The organism is Nocardiopsis ansamitocini (genome assembly GCF_030268225.1).
Classification (GTDB): Bacteria; Actinomycetota; Actinomycetes; order Streptosporangiales; family Streptosporangiaceae; genus Nocardiopsis_D; species Nocardiopsis_D ansamitocini.
Genome location: NZ_BSQG01000005.1, coordinates 373,009 through 397,565, shown reverse-complemented (window position 1 = coordinate 397,565; position 24,557 = coordinate 373,009). Strand labels below are relative to the sequence as shown.

Below are 24,557 nucleotides of genomic sequence, written 5' to 3'. Positions count from 1 at the left end.
ATCGCCGCTGCGCGTCAGGCCGGCCCCTGCGCCGAGCCGTCCCGCGTCGCGGCCACGGCTTGGTCCACGTTGTCCACGACCGTGACCCGGCCGCCGTCGCCGGGGTCGGGATCGGGCATGACCGATTCCGGGTCGACGAGGTAGATCTCGTGACCGCCCAGCGTCAGCCGGCGTGCGACCTCCAACAGCACGCGCCGTGCCACGTCGTCGATCGAATTGACCCGTGTCAGGTCGAAAGCGACCCTGCCGTCCGAAGCGGAGATGTCCATGGCTTCCTGGACGACTCTCTCGGCTCCGGCGAAGCCGACGCCGCCTTGCAGTTGCAGCACCCGCAGCGCGTTCGATCCGCTGCCGGCGACATGGTTGGACCGCACGACGGCACGCGCGGCGGCGGGGACCTCCATCACGTGCAGACCCATGTCCGAGGAGAATCGTTCGAACAGCGACACCCCGCGAACGCTGTTCCCGTGAACGTCCAGCCGTGGCGAGAACGTGGCGATGCCGATCTGTCCGGGGAGCGCGCCGATCAGGCCCCCGGCCACCCCGCTCTTCGCCGGAATACCGACCTGGGTCGCCCAGTCGCCGGCGGCGTCGTACATTCCACAGCTGAACATGACGCTCAGTACCTGACGCACCACCGGTTCGGGCACCACCTGCTTGCCCGAGAGGGGGTTCGTCCCGCGGTTGGCCAGTGTCGCGGCCATCATGGCCAGATCCCGCGTGGTGACGAGCACGGAACACTGGCGGGTGTAGCCGTCCACGACGGCCCTCGGGTCCTGGGTGAGGACATCGTGGCTGCGGAGCATGTGGGCAATGGCGAGGTTGCGATGCGCGTGTTCCATCTCCGACGCGCACACCGCCTCGTCCATCCTCAGCCGACGACCGGCGAACGCCGACAGACCGTGGAGCACGTGCTCCACACGCTCTGTCGGATTCAGGTCCTTTGCGCCGGCCAGTGAGTGCACGGTGATCGCGCCCGCGTTGATCATGGGGTTGAGAGGGCGCCCCGTATCGCTTTCGAGAGAGATCTCGTTGAACGCCTCTCCGGACGGCTCGACACCCACTTTGGCGAGCACGGGGCCGAATCCGCGATCGGACAGGGCCAGCGCATAGACGAACGGCTTGGAGATCGACTGGATCGTGAACTCCATATCGATGTCACCGGCGCCGTAGACCTCCCCGTCGGTCATGGCGAAGGCCACGCCGAGGCGCTCGGGGTCCGCTGCCGCGAGCTCGGGGATGTATCCCGCCGGCTCTCCGGACCTGTCCGACTCCACGTCTCCCAGCGCCTCGGCCAGGTAGTCGGGAATGATCGGCCGCATTCGTCCTCCATGTGTGGTTGCGATCTTCGCGCCGTGAGAACCGCGTTGCGTCCGCCCTGGTATCAGGAGGAACCCGGAGGCGCTGCACGGCGCCGCATCGTGTGATGCGCCCCAGGGAGATGTCATCACGCTTCGCCGAACGCGGGGTTCGGCCGAAGCGCTCCTGTTCTTTTGTTACGAGTGCTCAAGAAGTCGTGTCGGAGCGGGGGCGGCGGTAAGCACGCGGAGCTGGTCGGCGTCGACATTGGCTCCGAATGCGGGGGTTCCGGGTTCGAGCCGGACGCCCGCTGCGAGGTCGCCGATGGTGAGGGGGTCGAATCCGAGAGCGTCGATCAGCGCGGACACGACGGCGAGATCCTCGGGCGAGTCGCCGGCGATCGCGATGGCCTTGCGTCCGGGCTCGCCGGCCGGACGGGCCCCGTCCTCCAGGTCGTGGTAGCCCATGTGGTTGAGGGCTTTCACGACACGTGCGCCCGTCAGGAACCGCTGGACGACTTCGCTCGACGAGGTGTTGGGCGGGAGGACCGTGTCGCGCGGACCATCGACCTCCCACCAGTGGTTCATCGCGTCGACGACCAGTCTTCCCTCCAGCTCCGGGACGGGGAGGCCGCGGTGTTTGCCGAGCGGGAGAGCCAGGACCACCACGTCGGCGGCATCCGCTGCCCGGGCCGGCCATACGGCGGTCGCTCCGGGGGTGAGGATCGTGGCGGTCAGCGCGATCTCGGCGGGGTCACCGGACCCGGAGACCAGGACGCGATAGCCGGCGGCGACCGCCAGACGCGCCAGGACGGTGCCGACTTTCCCGGCTCCCAGGATCCCGATAGTGGTGACAGGGTCGGTCATCGCGTCGCTCCCGCCGGGTCCGCGGGCTGCTCGGCCAGAAGTTCGCGGACCCGAGGGATGACCTGGGTGCCGTACAGCTCGACCGAACGCAGCCGTGCGGAGGCCGAAACGGTGCCGGCGGTGGAGTAGATCATGTCGAACCGGCCCGCGTTCAGTACCCGGACGGCATGGGCGATCTTGGCCGCGACGGTCTCGACCGAGCCGACGTACAGCGATCCGCGGTCCACCTCGGAGTCGAATTCCTCCCGGCGCAGCGGCGGCCAGCCGCGCTGCGCCCCGATCCGGTCGCGGATCTCCTTATACCCGGGGTAGAAGAGCTGTTTGGCCTCTTCGTCGGTGGACGCGACGAAGCCGGGCGAATGCATCCCGACCGGCTGTGCGGTCGTACCGAACTCCTGGGCGGCACGCTGGTACAGATCCACGTAGGGAGCGAACCGGTCGGGGGAGCCGCCGATGATCGCGAGCATGAGCCGGAAGCCGTATTTGGCGGTGCGGATCACGGACTGCGGTGTCCCGCCGACCCCTACCCAAGTGGCGAGACGTCCCGAATCCGTCTTCGGGTACACGTCCGCGTCGTGCAGGGCGGCACGAGTGGTGCCTTCCCAGGTGACCGGCTTCTCGTCCAGGAGCCGGTGGAAGAGGTCGATCTTCTCCTCGAACAGCACCTCGTAGTCCTTGAGGTCGTATCCGAACAGGGGGAACGACTCGGTGAAGGAACCGCGTCCGAGGATCACCTCGGCGCGGCCGTTGGAGAGCGCGTCGACCGTGGCGAACCGCTGGAACACCCGCACCGGGTCGTCCGAGGACAGCACCGTCACGCCCGAGGCGAGCCGGATGCGCTTCGTGGCCGTCGCGATGCCCGCCAGCACCGTCTCAGGGCTGGAGAGCGCGTACTCGGGCCGGTGGTGCTCGCCCAACGCGACGACGTCGATACCGACCTGGTCGGCGAGGACCGCTTCGGCCACCGTGGCGCGGATCGCCTGCGCGTGCGAGACGATCACGCCCCGGTCGTTTCGGGGCAGGTCTCCGAAGCTGTCGATACCGAACTCGATTTGCGCGACATCCGTCGTGTTCACTTCGCTCAACGCTTTCGTTGTGTCGGGGTGTGGCGGTGCGTACTCCGTGACGACCGGGCAGTGCGCACCCCGGGGCGACCCGCGCGTTCCCCGTCGGCGGGGAACGCGCCCACACCACCTCCGCCAATTTAGTTGACGCGTAAACAATTGCATCTTTATGGTTTACATGTCAACTAGATTGTGGTGCGGCGGTAGGGGGTGCTTGCTCATGATCGACACGCGATTGAACGCGTCGATGGTGACCGCCGTCCAGATCACGGCCGGGATCCGGTCTTCGGAGAGGGCCTGTCGGGCGGCCTCGTAGGCGGATGCCTGGGTCGCGGCGTCCGCCGGATCGGTTTCGGCCTCGGAGGCCGTTGCTCGGACCGCCTCCGAGACCTGCGCCAGGGTAGGGGGTCTTGGGGCTCTACTTGTCGATGAAGATCCTGCGGAGTGGGGGCTTTGGGGCTGGTCGCTTGCGTCGGGGTCTCCTTCGGGCCATGCCCGGAGCGGCCCGCGTTCGTGCGGGGGGCGTGGTCATCGCCCTGCCTCCGTGCCACTATGGTTGACGAGACAACTAGATTTCTGAGGAGGCGCTCTCGGTGAGCAACCCGGAAGCCGATGCCGAGGCCCTGCGCTGCGGTGCGCTCGTCGAAGACGACCGGCCGACCGGAGTCCCGCGGGTCGATGTCCTGTCGGCGCGTGAGGTCCCTCTCGGCGGTCCACGTGCGATGCGCGTGCGGCGGACGCTGCCCCAACGGGAGCGCACGCTCATCGGCGCCTGGTGCTTCGCCGACCACTACGGCCCGCACCAGGTCGCCGCGTCGGGCGGCATGGACCTGCCCCCGCATCCACACACCGGACTGCAGACGGTGACCTGGCTGTTCAGCGGAGAGGTCGAGCATCGCGACACCCTCGGCACCCATTCCCTGGTCAGGCCCGGCGAGGTGAACCTCATGACCGGGGGATACGGCATCGCCCACTCGGAGATCTCCACGCCGAACACCAGGGTCATCCACGGTGTCCAGTTGTGGGTCGCGCTGCCCGAGGAACACCGCAACGCCGCCCGCGACTTCCAGCATCACGTGCCCGAACCCGCGCAGGTCGACGGAGCCCGGATCAGGGTCTTCCTGGGCTCGCTCGCCGGCCGGACCTCCCCGGTCCGGACCTTCACGCCGCTGCTCGGCGCCGAGATCGTCATCGAACCCCGTGCGGCGCTCTCCCTCGCCGTCGACGCGGCTTTCGAACACGGCCTCCTCGTGGACAGCGGGGACATCCGCCTGATCGACACGGTGCTGCGGTCTGCCGAACTCGGCTATGTCCCTCGCGGCGCGGACACCCTGACGATGGTGAACGAGACCGACGCCCCGGCGCGGGCCATCCTCCTGGGCGGGCCTCCCTTCGGGGAGGAGATCGTCATGTGGTGGAACTTCGTCGGCCGCAGCCACGAGGACATCGTGAAGGCCCGCGAGGACTGGGAAGCCTCCTCCGACCGCTTCGGCGTCATCGAGGACTCTCCCGGCGGACGCCTTCCCGCACCGGCCCTGCCCAACGCCGTCATCACACCGCGCCGGAACCCGCCGACCCGCTGACCTCCCTTGCGAAAGGCACACCATGAGCGAGTCCTCCACCACCACGATCGTCGAGCGTGCGGACGCCGACAGCCGGTACGACATCCTGGTCGACGGCCGGCGCGCCGGTCTGGCCGCCTACCGCGACCTGGGCGTGCAGCGTGTCTTCTTCCACACGGAGATCGACGAGGACTTCGCCGGCCAGGGGCTGGCCCCGCAGCTGGTCCGGCAGGCACTCGTCGACGTGCGCGCATCCGGAATGCGGATCGTCCCGGTCTGCCCCTACGTCGCCAAGTTCCTCAAGCGGCACGACGAGTTCGCGGACATCACCGACCCGGTCACACCTGACGTCCTGCGGTGGTTGGAGACGCAGCTCGGCTGAACAGCCGATTCGACTCCTCCCTCTCCTGGCGGAGGCGGTTCCCGGCCCCTTCGCCCGGTTTCCGGCAGCCCCGCGTGCACCTCGGGCCGGTGCGGCCGTTTCGCGACGACGGAGACGGGTTGGTCCGGCTTATGTCCGACCAGGACCGCGCAACACTTTTCGAAACGTCAGGACCGCTGCCGCAGAGCGGCGGCAACGCGCCGGTGTTCGGTCGTTCAGGTGCTCCATTCCATCCGCACGGGTTCGCTGGCTGTGGCAAGGGCCCCATCGAGGTCGGCAAGGCGTTCAGCGAGCGTGGCGGTGGCGATGCGGGGAGGTAGGGCCGCCGAGAATTTCAGACCCCGAACGGCGCGAGGATCGACGGTGGGCAGGGTGAGGGAATCGGGGAGTTCGGCGCGAGCGGCTTTCCAATCGATGGGGGAAAGGTCCTGGCGCAGCCGGACGTGGGTGTCGGTTGGACGCTGCACAGGGTCGGCGAGATGGCCCAGGGAAGCGGCGAGGGTGGCGTTGGCGCGGTACCCGGCCCAGGTCCACCAACGGGCGGCGTCCGCGTCGCGGACCAGCAGGGTGCCCGCCGGGTGCACTTCGTGAGGCGCACGATCCGTACGGAGTCCGGCGAGTGTCACTGTGGCGCGGCGCGTGAGCCGGACATCGGGGTCGGTGCCGAGCAAAACGTCGCGCATGGCGCGGGTCAGTGTGTACGACAGACCACGGGCCTCGCTTCCCTGCCACTTGGCGACGCCTCCGTCCTCGACAGGTTCGACGAAGGCGCGGCGTCGCGCCCAGTCGATGAAGGTGACCTGCCAGCTGCGACCGGCCAGGAGCAGCCGGCGCGGGCCCTGACGTTCTTCGGTGAGAACGGAAGGGTCGGTTGTGCCGATCTCGGCGCGTCCGGCGAGCACCGTGAACTCCGGAGGCGCGGTGAAGGAGGCGGTCAGCTCCATGAAGTGCCGCCGGCCGAAGTGTTTCTCGGCTTGGGGGCCGATGAACAGCATGCCGTCGTCGTTGTCGAGAAAGCCCTCGGCGACCAGATGTGCCAGAAGAGGAGCGGCCGAGCGGTCGAAGGGAGCGAGGCCGTTCCAATGCTCTGGCCATGTCCGGTCGCCGATGCGGTGTTCCTGCAGCGTGACGGCGAGGAGCTGCTGCGCGACGAGGTGGCGTGGTGAGGGAGGAGGGGTGACGGGTTCGACCCAGCTGCGCGACCACAGGGTGAGCAGGCCTGCTGCTTGGAGCAAGAAGTCGGGGCGGGTGGTGAGGAACAGACAGTTGCGGGAGGTTTGCGCACGGCGTCCGGTTCGGCCGATCCGCTGAAGGAAGGAAGCCACACTGCCGGGAGAGTCGATCTGGACGACGCGGTCGAGGTCGCCGACGTCGATGCCGAGTTCCAGTGTGGATGTGGAGACGATGACACAGTCGCGGGCTTCCGCGAACGCCTGCTCGGACCGTGCGCGTTCATCCGTGGAGAGCGAGGCGTGGGAGAGGAAGACGGTGACGTCTCGGGCGCGTAGTGCCGCGCCGAGTTCTTCCACCTGTTTGCGGGAGTCGCAGAAAACGAGTCGTTTTTCGCCCCGGTGCAGCGTGGAGATCACCTTGGCGGCGTTGGCGAGGGAACCGACGTAGTCGAGCTCCACTTCCCCTGCGGGGCGGGGGAGGGCACCGGTGCCGGGCGTGGCGGGCAGGGTGACGTCGGGGGCGATGACCCGACCCGGCCGATCGGTGGGGTACGCACCCTGGAGCCAGGTGAGGAGACGGTCGGGGTTTCCGACGGTGGCGGAGAGGCCGATGCGCTGGATGCGCCGGCCGGTCAATCGCTCCAGGCGTTCCAGCACGGCGAGCAGGTGCCAGCCGCGGTCGTCTCCGGCGAAGGCGTGTACCTCGTCGACGACGACAGCACGTACCCGGCCCAACAGGTGTGCATGGTCGGTCTTGACGCTGATCAGCATTGCTTCGAGGGATTCGGGGGTGGTGAGCAGAAAATCGGGGGACTCGGTGCGGATGCGTCTGCGTGCGGACTCGGTGGTGTCGCCGTGCCAGAGAGCGGCTCGACGTCCCAGCCACTGGGCGTAGCCGTCGACCCGATGCACCAGGTTGTTCAGAAGCGCCTTGAGCGGGGCGAGGTAGAGGACGGAAGTACCGGTCCAGTGCTTCTCCCGCATCGCGGACAACATCGGGAAGGTGGCGGCCTCCGTCTTTCCGCCCGCGGTCGGCGCGAGAAGGACCGCGTCTTCCCCGTCCATCAGCGGGTGCACGGCGGCTTTCTGCAAGGGCCGCAGATCGGACCATTCGAGCGTGTTGACGATGTGGTGCAGGACCACCGGGTCGAGACGCCCTACCGGGTCGGTGCCACGCGGCTGCTCCTGCACGTCTGTGACTCCTGTGCTGGTCGTCAGAGTTGTGGGCTCCGGCAACAGATGGTCAAAGGTCGAGGTCGAGGTCGTCAGCCGAAGCCGGTGCGGGGGCGGCGAAGTTCCGTTCGGTGGCGGTGAGATCGCCGCTGCCCACCGTCAGTTTGTAGTGGGTGCGCGGGTCGAAGTCGGGAAACTGGTCGATCCGGTCGAGTACGTCGCCGACCAGCTTTTTGAGGTACAGCCGGGGTGCCACCCCGACCTTTCCGCCGAGCGCACCGCCAACGGCCAGGGCCAGGTCGGTGAGGTAGGCGTCGTCGGCGAGTTGGTTGATCCGGTCGAAGGACGGTGAGCCTTCGGCGTACAGGTCACGGATGGTGGCGCCCAGGACGGTGAGAGATTCCTCGGTGAAGCCGGGCAGGCGGATCTGTACGGCACGCGGGTTGTCGAAGCGCGGATCGGTGGTGAAGTCGGTGGCGAGGCGCTGGGCGAGCGGCGCGAGACGCTGGACGCCCTGCTGCCCGTCGTAGAAGGCGGGGGTGCCGGTGATGACGAGGTACAGGCCGGGAAACCGGCCGGAGTGGACCTCGTCGATGAGCTGTCGAAGCGCGTTGAGTGCCTTGTCCCGGGCATCGGAGCGCACCCGCTGCAAGGTTTCCACCTCGTCCAGGACGAGGACCAGTCCTGCGTGCCCGGCGTCTCGGAGCATGGTGAGCAGGCCCTGAAGGAATCCGAACGCACCGAAATGATCGAGGTCGCCGCGAACGCCCGCGCTGCGCCGAGCGGCTGCGGCGACGTGTGGCTGGCCGCCGAGCCAGGACATCACCGCGGCCGCGGTGGCCTCGTCGCCTGCGTCCAGGGACTGCTTGTATCCGCGCAGTGCGGTGGCGAAGGCCGGTGCGTGCCGGGACACCTCGGCCAGGCGGGCGGTGAGCAGCCGGTCCACGGCCGGCGACAGCTCATCCTCACCGGCGCCGTCGGAGAGGGCGTCCTCCTCCAGGGCGTAGAACCAGGCGTCGGCGATCGGGCGCAGGGCGCTGGGCGGGAAGCTCGCGGTTGTCAGGCGTTCGGTGAGTCGCCGGTAGACGGTCTCCAACTTGTGCAGTGGCGTCTCGGTCTCCGACACCTGCACTTCGGCCACGGCGAAGGTGCGTCGTTTGGCGCGTTCTCCGAGCCAGCGGGTGAAGAAGGTCTTGCCGGAGCCGTACTCGCCGCGCACGGCCTTGAACACGGAGCCGCCGGCGGCCACGGTGTCGAGGTCCTCGTCGACTGCCCGCTCGAACCGGCCGAGTCCGGTGGCGAGCAGGTCGAGGCCGCTCTCGGGGACGGCGCCACGCCGCAGCGCGTCCACCACGGCGCGCCGTCGCACTGCGCCGACGGGGGCGGCTGCCCCGGAGACCGAAGATCCGAATACGTTCACCAGGGCAGTCTCCCATCTGGTCGCCTACGTGGCCGGATACGCGGGTGGACACCGGGCCGGTACACGGTCCGGTGGTGGTTCGCGACAGTTCGACTCGTCGCAGCCGCAGCGTGCCGGTTCACAGGCCGAACTGTTCGATGAGCCTGGCCCGGTGCAGGCGCAGGGTGCGGTTGTCGGGGAGGATCTCCAGGATCTGGGCGCCGTCGTAGTTGAGGAGCTGGACCAGGGTCGCGGCGAAGCCGGGGGCGCGGGTCGCGGGCTGGCCGGCTCGTTCGGCGAGGGCGGTCATCGACAGGGTGCCCGCGTCGACGAGCGCGGCCAATGCCTTCGGGACGGCATTGCCCTGTGGCCTACGGGCGAGCAGTTCCAGCTGTGCCCGGTACAGCTCGGTGGCCAAGAGACGTTCCACCAGTGCGGGGGCGAACGCTTCGGTCGGCTTGGCGGCGGGTACGTCCCCGGGCCCCGCCGAAGAGGCGGCGTGCTGCTTCGGTGCGTGTGCCACCTCGTCCTGGTCGAAGAGACTGATCGCTCCCTCGGACACGGGAGAGGCGGTCTTCCTGGGGTGTCTGCGGCGTGGGCGCACTGCGGCATCGGGTGCGGGACCGGCGTCGGTGGCCGCCCCGGTCTCCGCTCCGACAGCGACCTCGGCCTCTTCCCACCACACAGGGGCGGGGTCGCCCAACTCCCGCCATCCCGTGGGCGGCTGGGCGCCGAACGGCAGCAGGGCGAGCAGGGGGATGGTGAACTCCGCGAGGGTCGCTCCGCCGTGGTAGCCCGCCTTCAGCGCGGTGTACCGGGTGTCGTGGTCCCGCAGCGCGACGATCCGCGAGCCGGGTTCGGGCCAGACCACCCGGGGCCCGGACAACTCGACCTCGGCCGGTGCGACGGGGCCGCCGGGGGTGCGGTGACGGGCCGAACCGACGGTGCCGCCGGGGGTGCGGTGACGGGCCGAACCGACGGTGCCGCCGGTCACATCGAGCTTGCTGCCGCGCCGTTCGACCACATGGCCGTGGTCGGAGGTGAGGAGCACGGTCATGTCGTTCGCGCGGGCGGCCCGCAGCAGTGGCTCCAGGGCACCGATCTCCTTGGCCTCCCATGTTCCGTCGCCGAGTTTCTGCTCCTTGGCGAGCCGGTCGTCCACGGTGTTGAGGACGACCGCGACGTGGGTGCGCCCGTCGATGAGCGCCTCGCCCAGAGCGGTGGAGAAGGGCGAGCCGGTGTCGGGGCCACGCAGGTCGTCCTTGTGGAACACGGCTGCGGGGGCACCCTTCCAGCAGGAGTGGCGGGGGAAGAGCCGCTTCTCGTCGCTCTGGTCGCCCTTCAGCAGTGCCCCCGCGAACAGTGAGGTGCGCGATACGGTGGTCAGGGTGGGCAGCGCCGCGGCCACGGCACGCCGGACGGGTGTACCGGTGGCGTCGGTAACCGGGTCGAATTCCGACCATTGTCCACGCAGTTCCTCGCCGAGCTCGGCGGCGATCGCCGCGCTCATTCCGTCGACGAGGAGGAGCAGTACCCGTCGACCGGGGTCGGCCACGACAGGTGCGACGACCCGGTCCAGGAAGCTTTCCACCGTGAGCATGGCGCCCGGTGCGGTGCCGTCCGCCGTCCACACCGCGAGCCGCTCGGAGAACGCGCGGTCCAGTTCGCGGCGTTCGGCTCGCACCTGTGCGCCGATCCGGCTGTACGCGTCGGCGAGTACGTCGTCCGCGTCGCCTCCCGCCTCAAGATGTTCCAGGGCCCGGTCCACCCAACCGAGTTCGCGGATCTGGCGGGCGACGCCATCGGCCACCGAGGCGATGTCGCCCACGGGACGGTCGGTGAGCCACCGCCGCAGCCGGGCGGCCATCCGCACCCGCTCGATACGGGCCCGGGTGGCGCCGTCCGAGGCCAGGGCGTGCCCGGCCAGTGCGGTCACGGCGGCCGTGGCGGCCGCGGTGTCGTCATCGGCCAGAGCGTGGCCCGCAACGGTGAAGCGGGCGTCGAGTCCGGCCGGGAGGAGCGGGCTGGCGCCGGCGGCGGCCTGTGCCCCGAACTGGGCGACGAGCTGTGCGGCCCGGGCCAGGATCGGGTCGGCGAGCCGGTGCTCCTTCCGGTCGACGAGGCCCAGGACGTACGCTTCGCCGCTGCGTCCGAAGGAGGCCAGGAGGCGGTCGAGTTCGTCGCCCTGTGCGGGCGGCTGTTCGCCGAGCCATCGCTCCGCACGCCCGCGTGCCCGGTACAGGTCGTGGTCGGCCTTCGCGTGACCCCACAGCGTGGCGCAGACGACCGCGTACGCCGCTGCGTCCCCCCCGTGCCCGGCGTTCACCAGTGCGGTGACGATCGTGCCGGTGGATCCGCCCTGGTCGGGTTCGGCGAGGAAGCGGGCCAGGCCGGTCCGTTCCGGTCCCCGCAGGGCGCGCAGGAGGTCGGGGCCGCCGAGAGTGAGGGTCCACCGAAACAGTGCGACGGCGTCGAGGCGGTCCCCGTCGTCATGGCCGGCGCGCTCGTCCAGCGCGTCCGTGTCGTGGCGACCGATCCTGAGCCGGCGTCGTGCCAACCGGGTGAGGGCCTCGTCGCGGGAGAGCAGCCCCTTCCCGAGAGAGGGCCAGCCACGGGTGGCCGCCGCGTCGAGCAGCGCTTCGGCTGCCCAGCTCTCGTTGCGCAGCCGACTGTCGAGGCCGGTTGCGCCGAATGCCTCCTGGACGACCTCCCAGTTGTCGACGGACCGGATTCTCGCGCCATAGACGCGGGCGAGCAGTCCGGGGTCGAGGTCGGTGTCCTCGCGATCGGTGAGGACGACCAGAACCTTTGGATCGGCGGGGGGCGTCGCGTCGAGGTGGTCCAGGATCTGTTCGTGTACGGCGAGCACCGAGGGCGCGACGGCCACCCGTGCCCGCAGCCCGTCCGCCGTTCGCTGCACGGTGGGCCCGTCCCAGACGGGAGCGGCCCGCAGCAGCAGGACCCGGACCGTGCCGTCACCGAGCCGACTCCGAGCGGCGAGGTACTGGCGGACGGTTCCCGCCGACAGTCGGGCGGGGCCGACGGCCCCGGGACCGGTGGTGACCGTGTCGGACATCAGTCGACGACCTTCCAGACGATCTCGACGGTGGCGTTCGGGTGCTCGGCCGCGAGCGCCGCCATCTCCGCCTGTAGTTCGGCGACGGCCCGTGCGGCGGTGGTCCGCCCGCCACCGGAGCGGACGATGGATCGCTGCGGTGTGCGCTGCCACGACTGTTCCACCGGCTCGGGCAGTACCTGCGGGTGGGCGGAGCCGCCGTCCAGGTCCACGCTGTCGGAGCTTTGCGGCGGTGCGACGGGCTGTGGAGGGCGCTCGTTCGCGGTCGGTCGGGCCTTCAGGAGGGACAGCACCTCGATGCCGCCGGTTCTCAGGACCCCGGGCAGGTCGGGGTAGGCACCCGGGTCGCCGGTGGCGGCATCGCGCACCCGCTCCAGGACGGCCGCGCCGTCCACACCAAGGGTGTCGGCCAGGCTCAGCTGGTCCCAGCTGGTGTTCTGGAGCGCGGCAGCGACCTTCCCCGCGCTCTTCAACGACATACCGTACCGGTGTGCGCTGAAGTCGCCGAGGTCGAAGCGGGCGAGCCGGTCCACGACGGCCTTGGCCTCGATGCCCCTTTCCGTCACCTCCCTGACCAGTTCTTGTGCACGCCGGGCGAGGACGAGGCGCGGCGAGTCGTCGGTCAACCGGAGGAAGTCGCGGTGCTTCTCCAGTTCCCCGACCAGCCGTCCGGCGTCCTGGGAGAGCGCGGCGGCGGCCTGCCTGATATCCCCGGCGAACTGGTTGACGATCCGCCCGCGTCGTAGTTGCGGCGCCCGGTCCCCGAACACGGTCTCGAACCGCGTGCGCGCCTCGGCCCAGTCGCTCTCCCCGGGCAGCTGCTGCTCGCGCAGGGCATGGTCGCGTTTCAGCTCGTGCGGAGCGGGTGAGGGTTCGACGGCGACGCCGCCGCGCACCCACACCCGGTCGGTCGTCTCCGCGTAAGCGGCGGCGAGCAGCCGGCGCAGCGGCTCGGGCAGTCCGCGCGGTTCGGGAAGGTCGCTCCAGTCGGAGAGCTTGACCAGTGTCGGCTCGGCGGTGCCGCTCCGGCGGGCCTGGTGGGTGAAGTGGTCGGGCCACGCGGTGGACTGGCGGTAGTACGCCTCCCGCATGGTGCCGAGCCCGAGGCCGCCCGCGATCCGTGCCATGGTCCTGCGGTCCTTGGCATCGACCTCGACCTGTCCGTCACGGTCCTCGGCGGCCTTGCGGACGTATTCGAAGACGGTCTTGACCTCGGCGGGCCTGATGGGTTTGCCGGTATTGTCGGGGTCCAGCTCGGGGTGGGCGGGATATTGGTGGGCGAGCAGTTTTCCGGCCAGGTCGCGGGCGGCGACGTCCAGGGGCGCGCCGATCGGAAGCCGCAGATCGGAGACGTTCTGCTGGGCGAACAGGTGGTCCTCGAAGCTGAGGTCGACGATGCCTTCCTGCTTTTGCGCCAGACCGTAGGCCTGCCGCAGCGCCAGGCCGATCCGCTCGGTGAGAAGGGCGCGCTGTGACTGGAGCATGCCCTTGGCCCGCGCCTTGTCGTCGGCGTTGAGGCTGCGCGCGAAGTCGGAGTCGAAGCGGGCCTCGTCGGCGAGGGCCTTGTCGATGACGACGAGGCGCTCGAAGTCGCCGCGTGAGGCATCGGTCAGGTGGGTGGGCAGCCAGGCCAGGGTGCGCGAGTCACCGCCCGGCTTCTCCCGCAGGGCGCGCAGCCGCTGCAGGTCGTCCATCGGCCCGAACTCGCCCTCGTCGTAGGGGAGGTCGACGACGAGCCGCCAGGCGTCTTCGTGGCTGGGGCGCAGGGTCGTCTCGGGCAGCGAGTCGATCTCGGCGACGTTGCCGAAGACCACCTCGACCTGCCGTTCGGTGCCCTTCCACACCAGGTTGAGCACGTCGTAGGCGTCGAAGCCGCCGGGTCCGTCGCCGACGCCCAGCGCGTCCTTGAGCAGGCCGCGCATCTTGGCGCGCCGGTTGCCCTGGTTGTTGTGGACCTGGGCGTTGGCGAGGACGGCGTCCAGGTCGACGCCGGTGAGTTCCAGGCGGATCACCGCGCCCGGTCCGGTGCCGGTGATCTTGATCTCGGGGAAGGTCGCCGCCCACTCCTTGGCTTTCTGTTCGAGGCGGCCCACCTCGGTGCCCGCGATGCGGGTGGTGATGGAGCCGTGGTTGAGGGCGTGCAACCGGGCCAGGGTGAGGTCGGCGAGTGCGGGCACGCTGGGTGCCAGAGCACAGAGCAGCAGCGTCTGCAGCAGGCGGCTGTCGCCGGTGAAGTCGCGGCAGCGGGCGGTGAGCCGCGGGTCGCCGAGGGTGTCGGGGCGACGCCGGTACGCCTCGACCTGGTCCTCGGTGACCTGGTTGGTCTTCAACAGGTAGGGGCGGAGCTTGTCCCGGTAGAGCTTGTCGGCGGCCTCGAAGTGGACGTTGGTCTCCCCGCTGAACGCCTTGTCGCCGCCGCCCGCGATCGCCGGGTACAGATCGCCGAGCGGCACGAGCTGCCCGAGCCGCCAGTCGTCGCGGTGGTCGACGAGCAGCTGGCTCATCAACTTCAGGCCGGTGCGGGAGCGCTGGAGCGCGGCGGAGATGTGCACCAGGGTGTCCATGAACGCAGGGGGGAACGGGTACGTCCGCCGGAAGGCGTCCTCGTCCGCGCCGGTGGTGGACTTGTCGTGGCCGAGCAGGGTGTCCCACACGTCCGGGCCGAGCTTCTTGGCCTCGGTGAACGCCGCGTCCACCTTCGCCTCTGCCTCGGGGGTGGCGGGCCGGAGCAGGCGGGCCTGCGCGATCTGCGGGAGGTTGCGGTCCTCCAGGACGACCTTGTCGAAGCGGCCGCCGCTGAGCTTCAGGCTGTCCTGCACGGCGGCCTCGGCGGCCCCCGACATCTCCTCGCCGACGAGTTCGCGCAGGTCGCGTTGGCGGGCGATGAACGACACCACCGGGATGGCGCGCCGCTCGTCGCCGCCTTCCACGAAGTTCGTGATCTTGTCGGCTTCGCGTGAGACGAACCGCTGGTCGTGGATGCGGGAGGCCAGCCACAGGATCAGCTCGTCCATGAAGAGGACGAGCCCGTCGTAGCCGAGCGACTTGGCGTGCGCGGCGATGACGCCGAGCCCCCTGTCCAGGGAGACGAACCCGTCGGCGTCCTCGGAGGCGGTGCGCGAGAACGACGGGAACAGGGTCTGGGTGAGGTCCTGTACGAGGCGGGCCCGCAGCTCTCTCGGGGTGGAGGGGGACTCCAGGTCGAGGTTCTTGGTGTTCTCGTGCTCCTCGGGCGCGTTCACCGCCTGGTCCAACAGTTCGGTGGTCCAGGCGAAGGAGTCGCCCCACTCGTCGGCCTGGCCGTCACCGGCGTCGGCGAGCTGCTCGATCACCCGGTCGTCGCCGTTGCGGCGGCGCTGTTCGGCGAAGTCCTCCAGGAGCCCGTCGGTCCGGTAGACCTGCGGCAGCGGGCAGTCGGGGTGCAGTTTGCGTACGTGCTCCACGTACTTGCCGAGCACGCGCTGCTCCAGGGACTTGGAGCCCAGCATGTGGTACGGCACGAGCAGGAACGTGCGGTCGTCGGTGTCCAGCCACGAGTGCCGGGCCCGCACCGGGTCGAGGTCGCCGCGTGCCCGCGCGGCCTTGTGCCGTGACAGCAGTGCGTACAGCACCGCCATGAAGTGCGACTTACCGGAACCGAACGAGCCGTGCAGATAGGCCGCCTTCGACGAGTGGCTGTCGAGCGCCGATTTGATCAGGTCGAGCGCCTCGTCGAAGTTGCCGAGCAGCCGGTCGGTGACGACGTAGTCCTTCAGTGCCGCCTCGGCCCCCTCAAGGGTGACCGCCTCGTTCAGTTTCAGCACGAAGTCGGAGGTGGACACCGACTCCGGGATGTCGATCAACTCCCGCAGCAACGGCCGGTCCTCGGGGCGGGGGGTGTTCCTGCTCATGAACGCCATGGTGTCTTTGCTCCTCGCCCTGCTCAGCGGGTCTCTGCGCCGGTTGCGGCGTCGGTGACGGTGTCCGGGGCGGACGTCGGGGCGACGGTCTTCGTGCCGGCGCGCTTGTTCGGTGCGGCGGTCTTCTTCGCGCCGCGCCCACCGGAGGCGGCCGGGCGCCAGGCCCGCAGCGCGTCGTCGGTCAGCCCGAGCTCGCCCTGTTTCTGCTGTCTGAACGCCAGGATCTCGGCGGCCGGCGACGCCGAGAAATCCGGGTCGTACTCGCCGTACCACTGCTCCAACCACGGCTGTAGTTCGAGCAGACCGGCCAGGTACGGCACGAGGTCGTCGTCGCCGAGCCCGGCCTGCTGGATGTAGGAGGCGAGGGCGAGGGCCTGCTCCAGATGGTCCCAGCCGGCCCACCCGTACAGTTCCGGTGTCTGTGCGTTGACCGTGCCGTACGACACGAACCGCTCCTTGGGCACGTCGAGCTTGCCGCGCGCCCGCCAGTAGCTGGGTTTCAGGAAGTCTGCGGAGGTGTACTTCGGCGGCACGGGCGTCCGCTCGCGGACCTTGCGTTTGGCGGGTTCGTCGGACGCGGCGTCCTCGTCGCGCTGGAGGTCCCAGACGTGTTCCCAGTCGGCGCGCTTCTTCAGCCCGGCCGGTTTGTACCGCAGCGCGGACACGAACGGGACGTGCTCCTCGGACAGCAGCTCCCGTACGGTTTTCGCGAGGTCCTGCCGGGGCGCGTACAGCTCGGCGACGGCCGCGAAGTCCTCGTCACCGGACAGGCGGTCGGCGAGCCGGGCGAGCGTGGTGACCGTGGGGCCGCCGTCGGCGTCGAACCAGTGCGCGCGGTCCTCGACCCGGTCGAGCAGCCAGGACTTCAGCGCCTTCTGTCGCATGGCGTCCCAGCCCTCGGTTGCCCAGCGCCGCTTGTACTCGGGGCGCTCCACCATGCCGATGGCGCGGTTCGACTCGATGACGTCGATGCGTTTTTGGACGAGGTCGCGGTAGGCGTCGGGCCAGTGCGCGGGGATCTCCGTGATCGGCGTGGAGCCGTGCCGGGTGAACCACTCGCCGCTGGCCTCTCCGGCGGCGACCCGCCGGGCGAGCACGATCTCGAAGGCCCGCTCGCCCAGAGCGAGTTCGGGCACGGTCGAGACGTCGGGCAGGCGAAGGTCCTCGGAGTGCAGGTCGTAGAGGGAATAGACCTGCCAGTCCAGTTCCTCCTGGAGGGCGATCATCCGGGCGCGGACGGAGGTGTAGCGGGTGTGGGCGTCGCGGAGAGCCGGAGAGGTGGGGACGGCCTCGGCGGCGAGGGCGGCCGGGGTCGTCGCGGAGAGCTGCTGGGCGAGGGAATCGAGCTCGGTGGCGAGGGCGGTCGGGTATTCGGCAGGGAAAGGGAACCTTTGGAGCTTAGTTCCTGTGAATTCGTAGAAACGTTCCCAAGCCTGCGACTTGTAGCCTTCATTAACGCCCTGGCTCCCCTTGTCGTGACTGACCATCTTGAGCCAGAATCCGGCCGTCGAGCTATTGAGTAGCCCAAGAAGCCGAATATGATCCTCTTCTGTTGCCGTCTCGTTAAGCTTGACAATTGGAGCGCTGCGGGTAAAGGAATTTTTGTTCCGGTCAAGAACAAAGTGATTATGAGTCGCTATGAAAGCGAAAGTGATCGACCATGGATGAGAACCTGTGTCTTTCGGGAGTTGATGCCAGCTCCACCACTCCCGACCTTCGGTGAAATAAGTTTTTCCGCTGGGTGTGGATCGGCTTCCAAGTTCGCTGCGATTGGGCCATAAAATTTTTTTAATCTTTGGAATCGAGTCAAGCGAGACAATTTTACGATTTTCATCGTAAGGATGGATGGCGTGGTTGCCGGGTGAAAGTGTGTAATCACGCACTTCATCTCCAACGCCAATTCGCTTGACAAATTTAGATTCTGCGTTTCGCGTCTTCAGTGCCCGGCCTGGTAGCGTTAAAGCATCATCAGCGTGCGTATCGCCGTAGAATCCGATACGCATGACCTTAGACTTGAGATTTTTCGTGCTTGAGTTTGACAAATTCTGTACAAGTTCAAGGCCGCCGGTCGTAAGAATCCAAGGTTTCTTACTAAAATACCGGTGCCGATCGAGATCGTCTACAGAAACCCAGCGGCTGGAGGTAGTCGCTTCATCGATCTGTTGAACGATTGCTCGCCATACCAATCCCTCCTCTGCTTTCTCCGGTGCTGACGGCTCTCCCTGCACGCTTCGTACGGTCCGGATCGTCGCCTGCCGCTCCGCTCCCGCTCTCGGCCGTCCTACGAGGATCACTGTCGGCGTCCCGTGTCCCGGGATGTACGCGCCCGACGTGTCGATCACCTCGGTGAGTTCGACCTTGTGCGCGAAGTACTCCTCGATGAGCTTCGTGCCGAACTCGCGCTTCATGAAGGAGTTCGCCGTGATCTGACCGACCATGCCGTAACCCTCGCTATCGGTTTCGGCTCGCTTCGCAAGCTCGAAGAACCGTTCGGCGAAGGGGACGGACAGCGCGTACGTTCCCGCGCATGCCTTGTACAGCCCCCGGTACAGCTCGTTGAGCTTCCTGTCCTTGACCGTGATGTACGGCGGATTCCCCACCACCACGTGGTAGCGCCCCTGCGCCAAAATCTGCGGGTACTCGTGCACGTCCTCCGTCGCGTACGAGAACTTGGCGAGCGGATCACCGGCTGCACGGCCCCCTTCCCTCTCCTCGTCCCCGATCCTCAACTGCAACTCCAGCTGCCGGTCCTGGATGAGGGAGTCGCCGACCGCCAGTTGGATGGGCCACGCGTACTGCCGCGCCTCCTCGAAGGTCCGCATGCCGCTCGTGGCCATCGCCGCGACCAGGAGCCGGAAGCGGGCCACCGCGACCGCGAACGGGTTGAGGTCCACCCCGTGTACCGACAGGAGGGCAGCCCGCACCCGCTCGTACGCGCCCACCTCGGGCCGTTGCTCGGCCCACATCCGCACCAGCCGCCCGAACGCGCCGAGCACGAAGTGCCCGGACCCGCAGGTCGGGTCGATCATCTTCAGCTCTTCGAAGCCGAACTCCCGCACCGCAGGGGTCATCGTCCGGTCGAGGATGAACTCCTCCACGAACTCCGGGGTCTGCAACAGCGCGTACGTCTTACGGGCCGTCTCGCTCAGGTCCTGGTACAGGTCGCCCAGGAAACGGGTGTCCCAGCCCTCGGTACCGTCCTCGCTCAGCGGATCGCTGAAGTCGTGCACGAGAACGGGGCCGCCGCCCCCACCGTCTCCCTCGTCCCCGCCGGAGCGCTGCTCCCGCCAGAACGTGAGCAGCGCGCCCGCCCCGTCGTGCGACAACGGGATCTGATACAGCGGGTTGTGGGCGCGGTCGAAGAGCAGCCGCCCGGCCTGCCCCGCGCCCAGCTCGGCGAACGCCGTCTCCAGCCATCCCCGGTACGTCGGGTCGGCGTCCTTCTCCAGGTACTCCTCGTACCGCGCCTGGGCGATCTCCCGTCCCGCCACGTCCGGGGCGGTGATGTAGGGCTCGGCGATCAGCCGGTTGTCCTCGCTGAAGCGGACGAAGACCGTGCCGAGCACCCAGGCCACCGCGACCTGGGTGACCCGATCGTCGAGCCAGGCGTTCCACGTCGCTGCCGTACGGCCCAGCTTCCGGGCCTCGTCGTACTCGCCGCGCAGCCGCGATCCGACCTCGGGGACGGCTCCGACCTGCTGCGCAAGGTCGGTCTCTGCCGTCTTGACCTGCTTCTGCAAGTCGGCGAGGAGGCTCTTGCGGTCGATCACGAACAGCTCCTGGGGGGAAGTGGGAGAAAACAAAAGAAGAATCGAAACAGATGAGGTCAGGCGTCCGGCGCGAGGTGTCTGCGTACGACCCAGGCGTCGGGAACGACGATCCACTCGTCGAACCCCGCCTGGTACGGCACGCTCTGCCCGGCCAGCCGCGGGGCCCGTGCCGGATCGGACTGGGCCACGAGCAGCCACAGCGGGCTGCCGCCCTGCCGTGCCTCCTCCGCGAGCCGCCCGAGCAGGTCGAGCGCGTCGTACCGGGCCAGGACCGAGGTGTCGGTCAACAGCAGCGGACCGTGCCCCTGTGCCAGCCGTTCCCGCAGCTGCGGTTCGATGCGTCCCCACGCCTTGTCGGTGCGGACGCGCAGCTGCTGGTGGGCCCGGCTGCCCGGCTCGGCGGCGTCCGCCTTGAGAACGGTCTCCCAGGTCGGGCGGGCCGCCTCGCCGACTACGCCGCGCAGTTCGGCCACGAAGAGCGCGGTCAGCGACACCGCCCGAGCCCCGTACGGTTCACCGGACAGCCGCCGCACCGCGTCCTCGGTGCGTCGCTGGGGAACGGTCAGAACCCGGAAGCCGTCCTGTCGAGCCGAGTGCGCGAGACGCTGCTCGGCCTTGACAGCGGCGGCCACGGCCGCGTCCGCGTCGTACTGGGAGGGGGCGGAACGGCGCGCGGCCGAGGAACCCCAGCTCGCGGAGGTCAGCCCTGCGGTGGCGTCCCCGGCCGGGCGGTCCGCGACGAGCCGGAGCACTTTGTCATAACGGGTGGCCAACTTCAGTTCGAAGCCGGCCTGTCTCAGATCGCGGACCAGGGCACTGCCCGTTGGCAGCTCGCGCGGCGCCAGCGGATCGGTGCCCAGGTCCGGGAAGCGGGTGGCGACCCGCTTGTGCAGGGCGTCCACTGTCAGACCCGGTTGCCGCTCCTCCTCAATGCCCGGCTGGACAGCGACCACACCGGCCTGGGTGATCCTCAGGGCACGCACCAGGTCCAGGTCGCGCGGGTAGATCTCCAGACGCGGGGTGAGCGCGGCTCGGGTGGAGGCGGCCACCGCGATCTCGGCGGTGCGCCGCTCGTCCCAGCCCAGGTTGCCCGGCGGACGTCGCACCGCGCCCAGCTCGGTGAGGACCGTGCTCGCCGTCGGCAGGGATTCGAGCCCCGCGAGCCGGTCGGCCCGCACACCCAGGGACAGCGCGTAGTCCTGTAGGGCGGGCAGCGTCGGGGTGTCCGGGCCGTCCACGTCCTCCCGGACGTCCAGGGCGATCAATCCGAGTACCGGATCAGTCCCCTTGGGCAGTCGAGCGTGGAAGTAGCGGAAGAGCTGCGGGGACTCGTTGTCGTAACTCTCCCGCTCCACCACCGCGCGCAGCAGCGAAAGGGCGAGTGCGCGGCGGTCGCGCCGCTCCACCTGCTGGGTGCCGCGCCGGGCGATCAGCGCGTCGGCGAGCTCGACCACCGACGCCACCCGGCCGCGCTCGGCGAGGAGCTCCACCACCTGTTCCCGCAGCAACTCCAGGGCGGGGGCCTTGTACCAGCGCTCGCGCGCCTTCTTCACGATCTGCGGGATACGGCCGGCGGTCAGCCCCACCGCATCGGCGACGTCGCGCTGGCGGACCCACGCCAGATCCCCGGGCAACTTGCCTGCGTCGTCGGGCAGGCGCAGCAGCAGCCGGATCGTTTCCCGTTCCTTGGAGTTGGGACGGGCACTGCCACCGGAGGGCTTGGGCACCAGGCGGGCGGCCAGCGCGTCCAGACTCAGACCGCGCAGCACCTGCGGGTCGGTGACGTCCCCGTCGGCTTCGGCGACCGAGTCGGCGACCGCCCGCTCCAGGTCGGTGAACTCCTGCTCGGCCGCTTTGCGGGCCTCCGCGCTGAGCGGAGCCGGTGCCGCCTTGCCCAGGCGTGCGTTCCACTCCTTCTGCCGGCGCTGGATCTCCTCCCGGGTGCGCGAACCCATCCCCGGTGCGGTGAGAAACTTCTTCGTCGAGTACTCCAGGACGTCCCCGACTGTGTTCAGCCCCATCGCGAACAGCTGGGACTGCGCCGAGACCGTCAGACCGGCCACCGACAGCGGTGTTGTGCGATCGGCGCGCCCGGCCTGCTGGTCGAGGACCTCCTCGGCGGAGAGGTCGTCGTCCTGGCGCCCGATCGGTGGCTCCGGCATCGCACCGGCGACCGCTCCGCCCTTCGCACCGTGCCCGGTGCTCGGTGCCGTCGTCTGCTGCGCGTCCAGGAAGATGCGCTGCCACGCGCGCTCCATCGGCTTCAGGTCCGGGAAACGGTCCTTCACATTCCGGGCCAGCGCCCTGCGGAAGAACGCCATCAGGCCGTCCCGGACGGCCGGTTCGAAGGCGTCGGCCGCGAGTTGTGGGAACGGCCATTCCTTCGCGTCCGTCTGCCGGGCCGTGACCGAGCCGTCGCCCCAGCGGGGCAGCTCGTTGGACGCCATCTCGTGCAGCGTCACGGCCAGCGCGTAGCGCTCGGCATGCCCGTCGTACGAGCCGCGCGTGATGACCCCCACGAACGGGTCGAGGTAGCCCTCGGTGCCCGCCTCGATCTCCTTCGCCGGATACCCGGCGAGGGAGAAGTCGATCAACACCAGTTGTCGGGTGCCGTTGGGGCGGATCCGGATCGCGATGTTGTCCGGTTTCAGGTCCCGGTGCCAGATCCCCTCGGCCTCCAGGTGTTCCACCGCGCCGATCAGGTACTTTCCGTACGCCTCCAACTGGTCCATGCCCAAGCGGCCGTTGTCCCGCAGCTGGCGGGCCACGGTGTCCTCACGACGACGCGGTCCCTTCGCCGCGTCCCCGTCCTTGGGCTCCCGGCTGTCGCCCACGTATTCCAGGACCAGGACCCGACGACCGGCCAGTGTGAGCGGCTCCCGCTCGTACAGCGAGATGATGCTGGAGTCCCGGTGGATACGGCTCAGCACCTCTGCCTCCCGATCCAGGACCGTGTGCTTGGCCTCGCTCAGCGCGACCTTCAGCACCGCCACCGGCAGGGAGCCGCTCCGCCGCGGCTCGCCCTCCAGGTCCCGCGCGAGGAAGGCCCGTGAGGTCGAGCCCGTACCGAGTCGGCGTACGACCTCCCAGCGCCTGGCCAGCACGTCCCCGGCAACTGCCTCCAGCGGGTCCTTCTCCGGCTCGGACTGTTCCCCGCCCGTTCCGGTTCCCGAACCGCCCTCCCCACCCTCGCCTGCGCCCCCGCCGCCCGGGGCTTCCTCGGCGAACGTCTGCTCGACGTAGTCCAACATCTCCAGGAAGTCGTCGACCGTCGATAGGCGCCGGTCCGGTTCGTACGCGGTGGACGCCTCCACCAGATCGTCGATGTCGGGGTTGAGGCCGTCGACCAGGGCGCTCGGACGCAGACTCTCGCCGGCCTCCAGACGCGCCATGACCTCGCTCTGGTTCGCCCCCGGCGCCTGCCCGGTCACCAGAAGATACGTGAGCACGCCGAGTCCATAAACATCGAGGCGCACCGGATCGGCTCTCGGAATCCTCAACTCCGGAGCCAAGTACGAATCGGCCTGTCCCGAGATGTGGGCCCCCGACACCCTGGTCGGAGCCAGGGTCAGCGGGCGACCGCGACTCACGCTCTCCCCGGTGGCGATCTGCCAGTCCGCGATCTGCAGCCACGGACGTAGCCAGCGCTGCTCTTCCCCCGACTCCCGCATGCGTGGAAGCACATGCACCGCGTGCGCCGACAACGTGCGGTGGTGGACCCGCCGGGAGTGAGCGGAACGCACCGTCTCGGCGAGCTGTCGCACCAGCGCGAGGCGCGCACTCAGGTCCAGACGGTCCCCGTGCCGGACCAGGTAGTCGTCCAGACGCAGTGTCTCCGGGTGGTGCTCGAAGAGGATCGCCGGCCCGGCCGGATGCCCCGACGGCAAGTAGCTCTTCAGCTGCACCGCGCCGGGATGGCGAAACCGGCTGAGTATCGAAGCCTCGCGGGCGGCGGCCTGCTCCACCGAGCGCCGCTCGTCGTCGGAGGCGCCGCGTTCGCTGAGAAAGACCCGCACCCGCGCCAGATCGGACAGCTGGGAGTGGCGGCCCAGATAGTCGGCCCAGGTGGGACCGGAGTCGAACGCTTTGGCGTCCAGGGAGTAGGAGCCCACCTCGTACTGGCGGCGGATCGGCGCGATACGGAGCTTCTTCAGCGCCGTATCGACATAGCGGGACGTCTGGGCGGTGATCCGGTGCCGGGCGTCTCCCGGGGGCTCGGCCAGCATCTCCACCAGTCGCTTGACCGTGAACACGCCGTTCATGTCGGCGGTCGAAAGGTTCACCCGGAGCGTGTCGTCGGTGAAACAGACCGCCTCGCCCACCCAGACCTTGGGGTGGTCTCCCGGTCGACCGGAGACACCTTTGATCAGGCCCGACAGTTCCTTGGCCTTGCGGTTCGACAGGTGCAGCGGATTGCCGTGCCGACGATTGAACCCACCGGGCGTGGTCTGCACCCAGTCGCTACCGCCGCCGTGTACCGATCCGTGCCAGTCCTTCAGCTCGATCAGGAACACCCCGGCCGGCGCTACCACCAGCAGGTCGACCTCACGGACGTGGCCACTGTTCGCGGTGAACGTGAAGTTCGACCAGGCGCGCCACGGCTCCTTGTCCGGCAGGCGCTCGCGGATGGCTTCGAGTCCGCGACGCTCGTGCTCGTGTTCGGACTCGGTGACCGTCGTCCACCGGCCTTCCAGCATGCGGCTCCCTGTTTTGTTGCTGCTTGTGCGCGTGTGTACCTGCCGCTACCTGCCACATTCCTGTTGGCGCGTTCAGGAAGCCCGGCTGGAACCCTCGGACCGAATCCTAAAGGGTGGGACCGACAACACGAGAGGGTCGAATCCGCCACGGCAGTGGACCTGTGGGCCGGAGCTGAGGGAGGTGGACCGGGGCAAGGG

The 24,557-nt window shown here is 69.1% G+C and carries 11 protein-coding genes; 2 read left to right on the top strand and 9 right to left on the bottom strand.

The window, feature by feature from the left end; genetic code table 11:
* Positions 1-14 precede the first annotated feature (14 nt).
* The 3 genes from QSJ59_RS16580 to QSJ59_RS16570 all read right to left on the bottom strand — a co-directional run bounded on the left by QSJ59_RS16580 (position 15) and on the right by QSJ59_RS16570 (position 3,241).
* The gene (locus QSJ59_RS16580; protein ID WP_285760474.1) at positions 15-1,322 is read right to left on the bottom strand and encodes a glutaminase; all 1,308 of its coding nucleotides are present in this window, start codon (positions 1,320-1,322) and stop codon (positions 15-17) included.
* Positions 1,323-1,496: 174 nt separating this feature from the next.
* Entirely contained in the window at positions 1,497-2,165 is a 669-nt protein-coding gene (locus QSJ59_RS16575) for an NADPH-dependent F420 reductase (RefSeq protein WP_285760473.1), read from the bottom strand.
* Positions 2,162-3,241 carry an LLM class flavin-dependent oxidoreductase gene (locus QSJ59_RS16570; protein ID WP_285760472.1) on the bottom strand — a complete coding sequence of 360 codons (1,080 nt, stop codon included), beginning with the start codon at positions 3,239-3,241 and terminating at the stop codon, positions 2,162-2,164. The genes QSJ59_RS16575 and QSJ59_RS16570 overlap by 4 nt, the downstream gene beginning before the upstream one ends.
* A gap of 581 nt (positions 3,242-3,822) precedes the next feature.
* Between QSJ59_RS16570 and QSJ59_RS16565 the strand changes: the two genes are divergently transcribed.
* Both QSJ59_RS16565 and QSJ59_RS16560 read left to right on the top strand, forming a co-directional pair.
* Complete coding sequence (locus QSJ59_RS16565; protein WP_285760471.1) at positions 3,823-4,812, top strand: pirin family protein; 990 nt, start codon at positions 3,823-3,825, stop codon at positions 4,810-4,812.
* Between the two features lie 22 nt (positions 4,813-4,834).
* Entirely contained in the window at positions 4,835-5,173 is a 339-nt protein-coding gene (locus tag QSJ59_RS16560) for a GNAT family N-acetyltransferase (protein WP_285760470.1), read from the top strand.
* A 215-nt stretch (positions 5,174-5,388) separates the two neighbouring features.
* On the opposite strand, the gene QSJ59_RS16555 is transcribed toward QSJ59_RS16560, so the two are convergent.
* From QSJ59_RS16555 to pglW, 6 genes are all read right to left on the bottom strand, one after another.
* Complete coding sequence (locus tag QSJ59_RS16555) at positions 5,389-7,536, bottom strand: DEAD/DEAH box helicase (RefSeq protein WP_285760469.1); 2,148 nt, start codon at positions 7,534-7,536, stop codon at positions 5,389-5,391.
* A 52-nt stretch (positions 7,537-7,588) separates the two neighbouring features.
* Positions 7,589-8,938 (bottom strand): BREX system ATP-binding protein BrxD, encoded by a 1,350-nt coding sequence (brxD, locus tag QSJ59_RS16550; protein WP_285760468.1) that lies wholly within the window; start codon positions 8,936-8,938, stop codon positions 7,589-7,591.
* A gap of 118 nt (positions 8,939-9,056) precedes the next feature.
* On the bottom strand, positions 9,057-11,993 hold the full coding sequence (gene pglZ / locus QSJ59_RS16545; protein ID WP_285760466.1) for a BREX-2 system phosphatase PglZ: 2,937 nt from the start codon (positions 11,991-11,993) through the stop codon (positions 9,057-9,059).
* Positions 11,993-15,883: a BREX-2 system ATPase PglY gene (gene pglY, locus QSJ59_RS16540; protein WP_285760465.1), complete on the bottom strand. Its 3,891-nt coding sequence runs from the start codon at positions 15,881-15,883 to the stop codon at positions 11,993-11,995. The genes pglZ and pglY overlap by 1 nt, the downstream gene beginning before the upstream one ends.
* 32 nt (positions 15,884-15,915) lie before the next feature.
* Positions 15,916-19,662, bottom strand: a complete 3,747-nt coding sequence (gene pglX, locus QSJ59_RS16535; RefSeq protein WP_285760464.1) for a BREX-2 system adenine-specific DNA-methyltransferase PglX — start codon at positions 19,660-19,662, stop codon at positions 15,916-15,918.
* 56 nt (positions 19,663-19,718) lie between these two features.
* Positions 19,719-24,359 carry a BREX system serine/threonine kinase PglW gene (gene pglW, locus QSJ59_RS16530; protein ID WP_285760463.1) on the bottom strand — a complete coding sequence of 1,547 codons (4,641 nt, stop codon included), beginning with the start codon at positions 24,357-24,359 and terminating at the stop codon, positions 19,719-19,721.
* Positions 24,360-24,557: the final 198 nt, after the last annotated feature.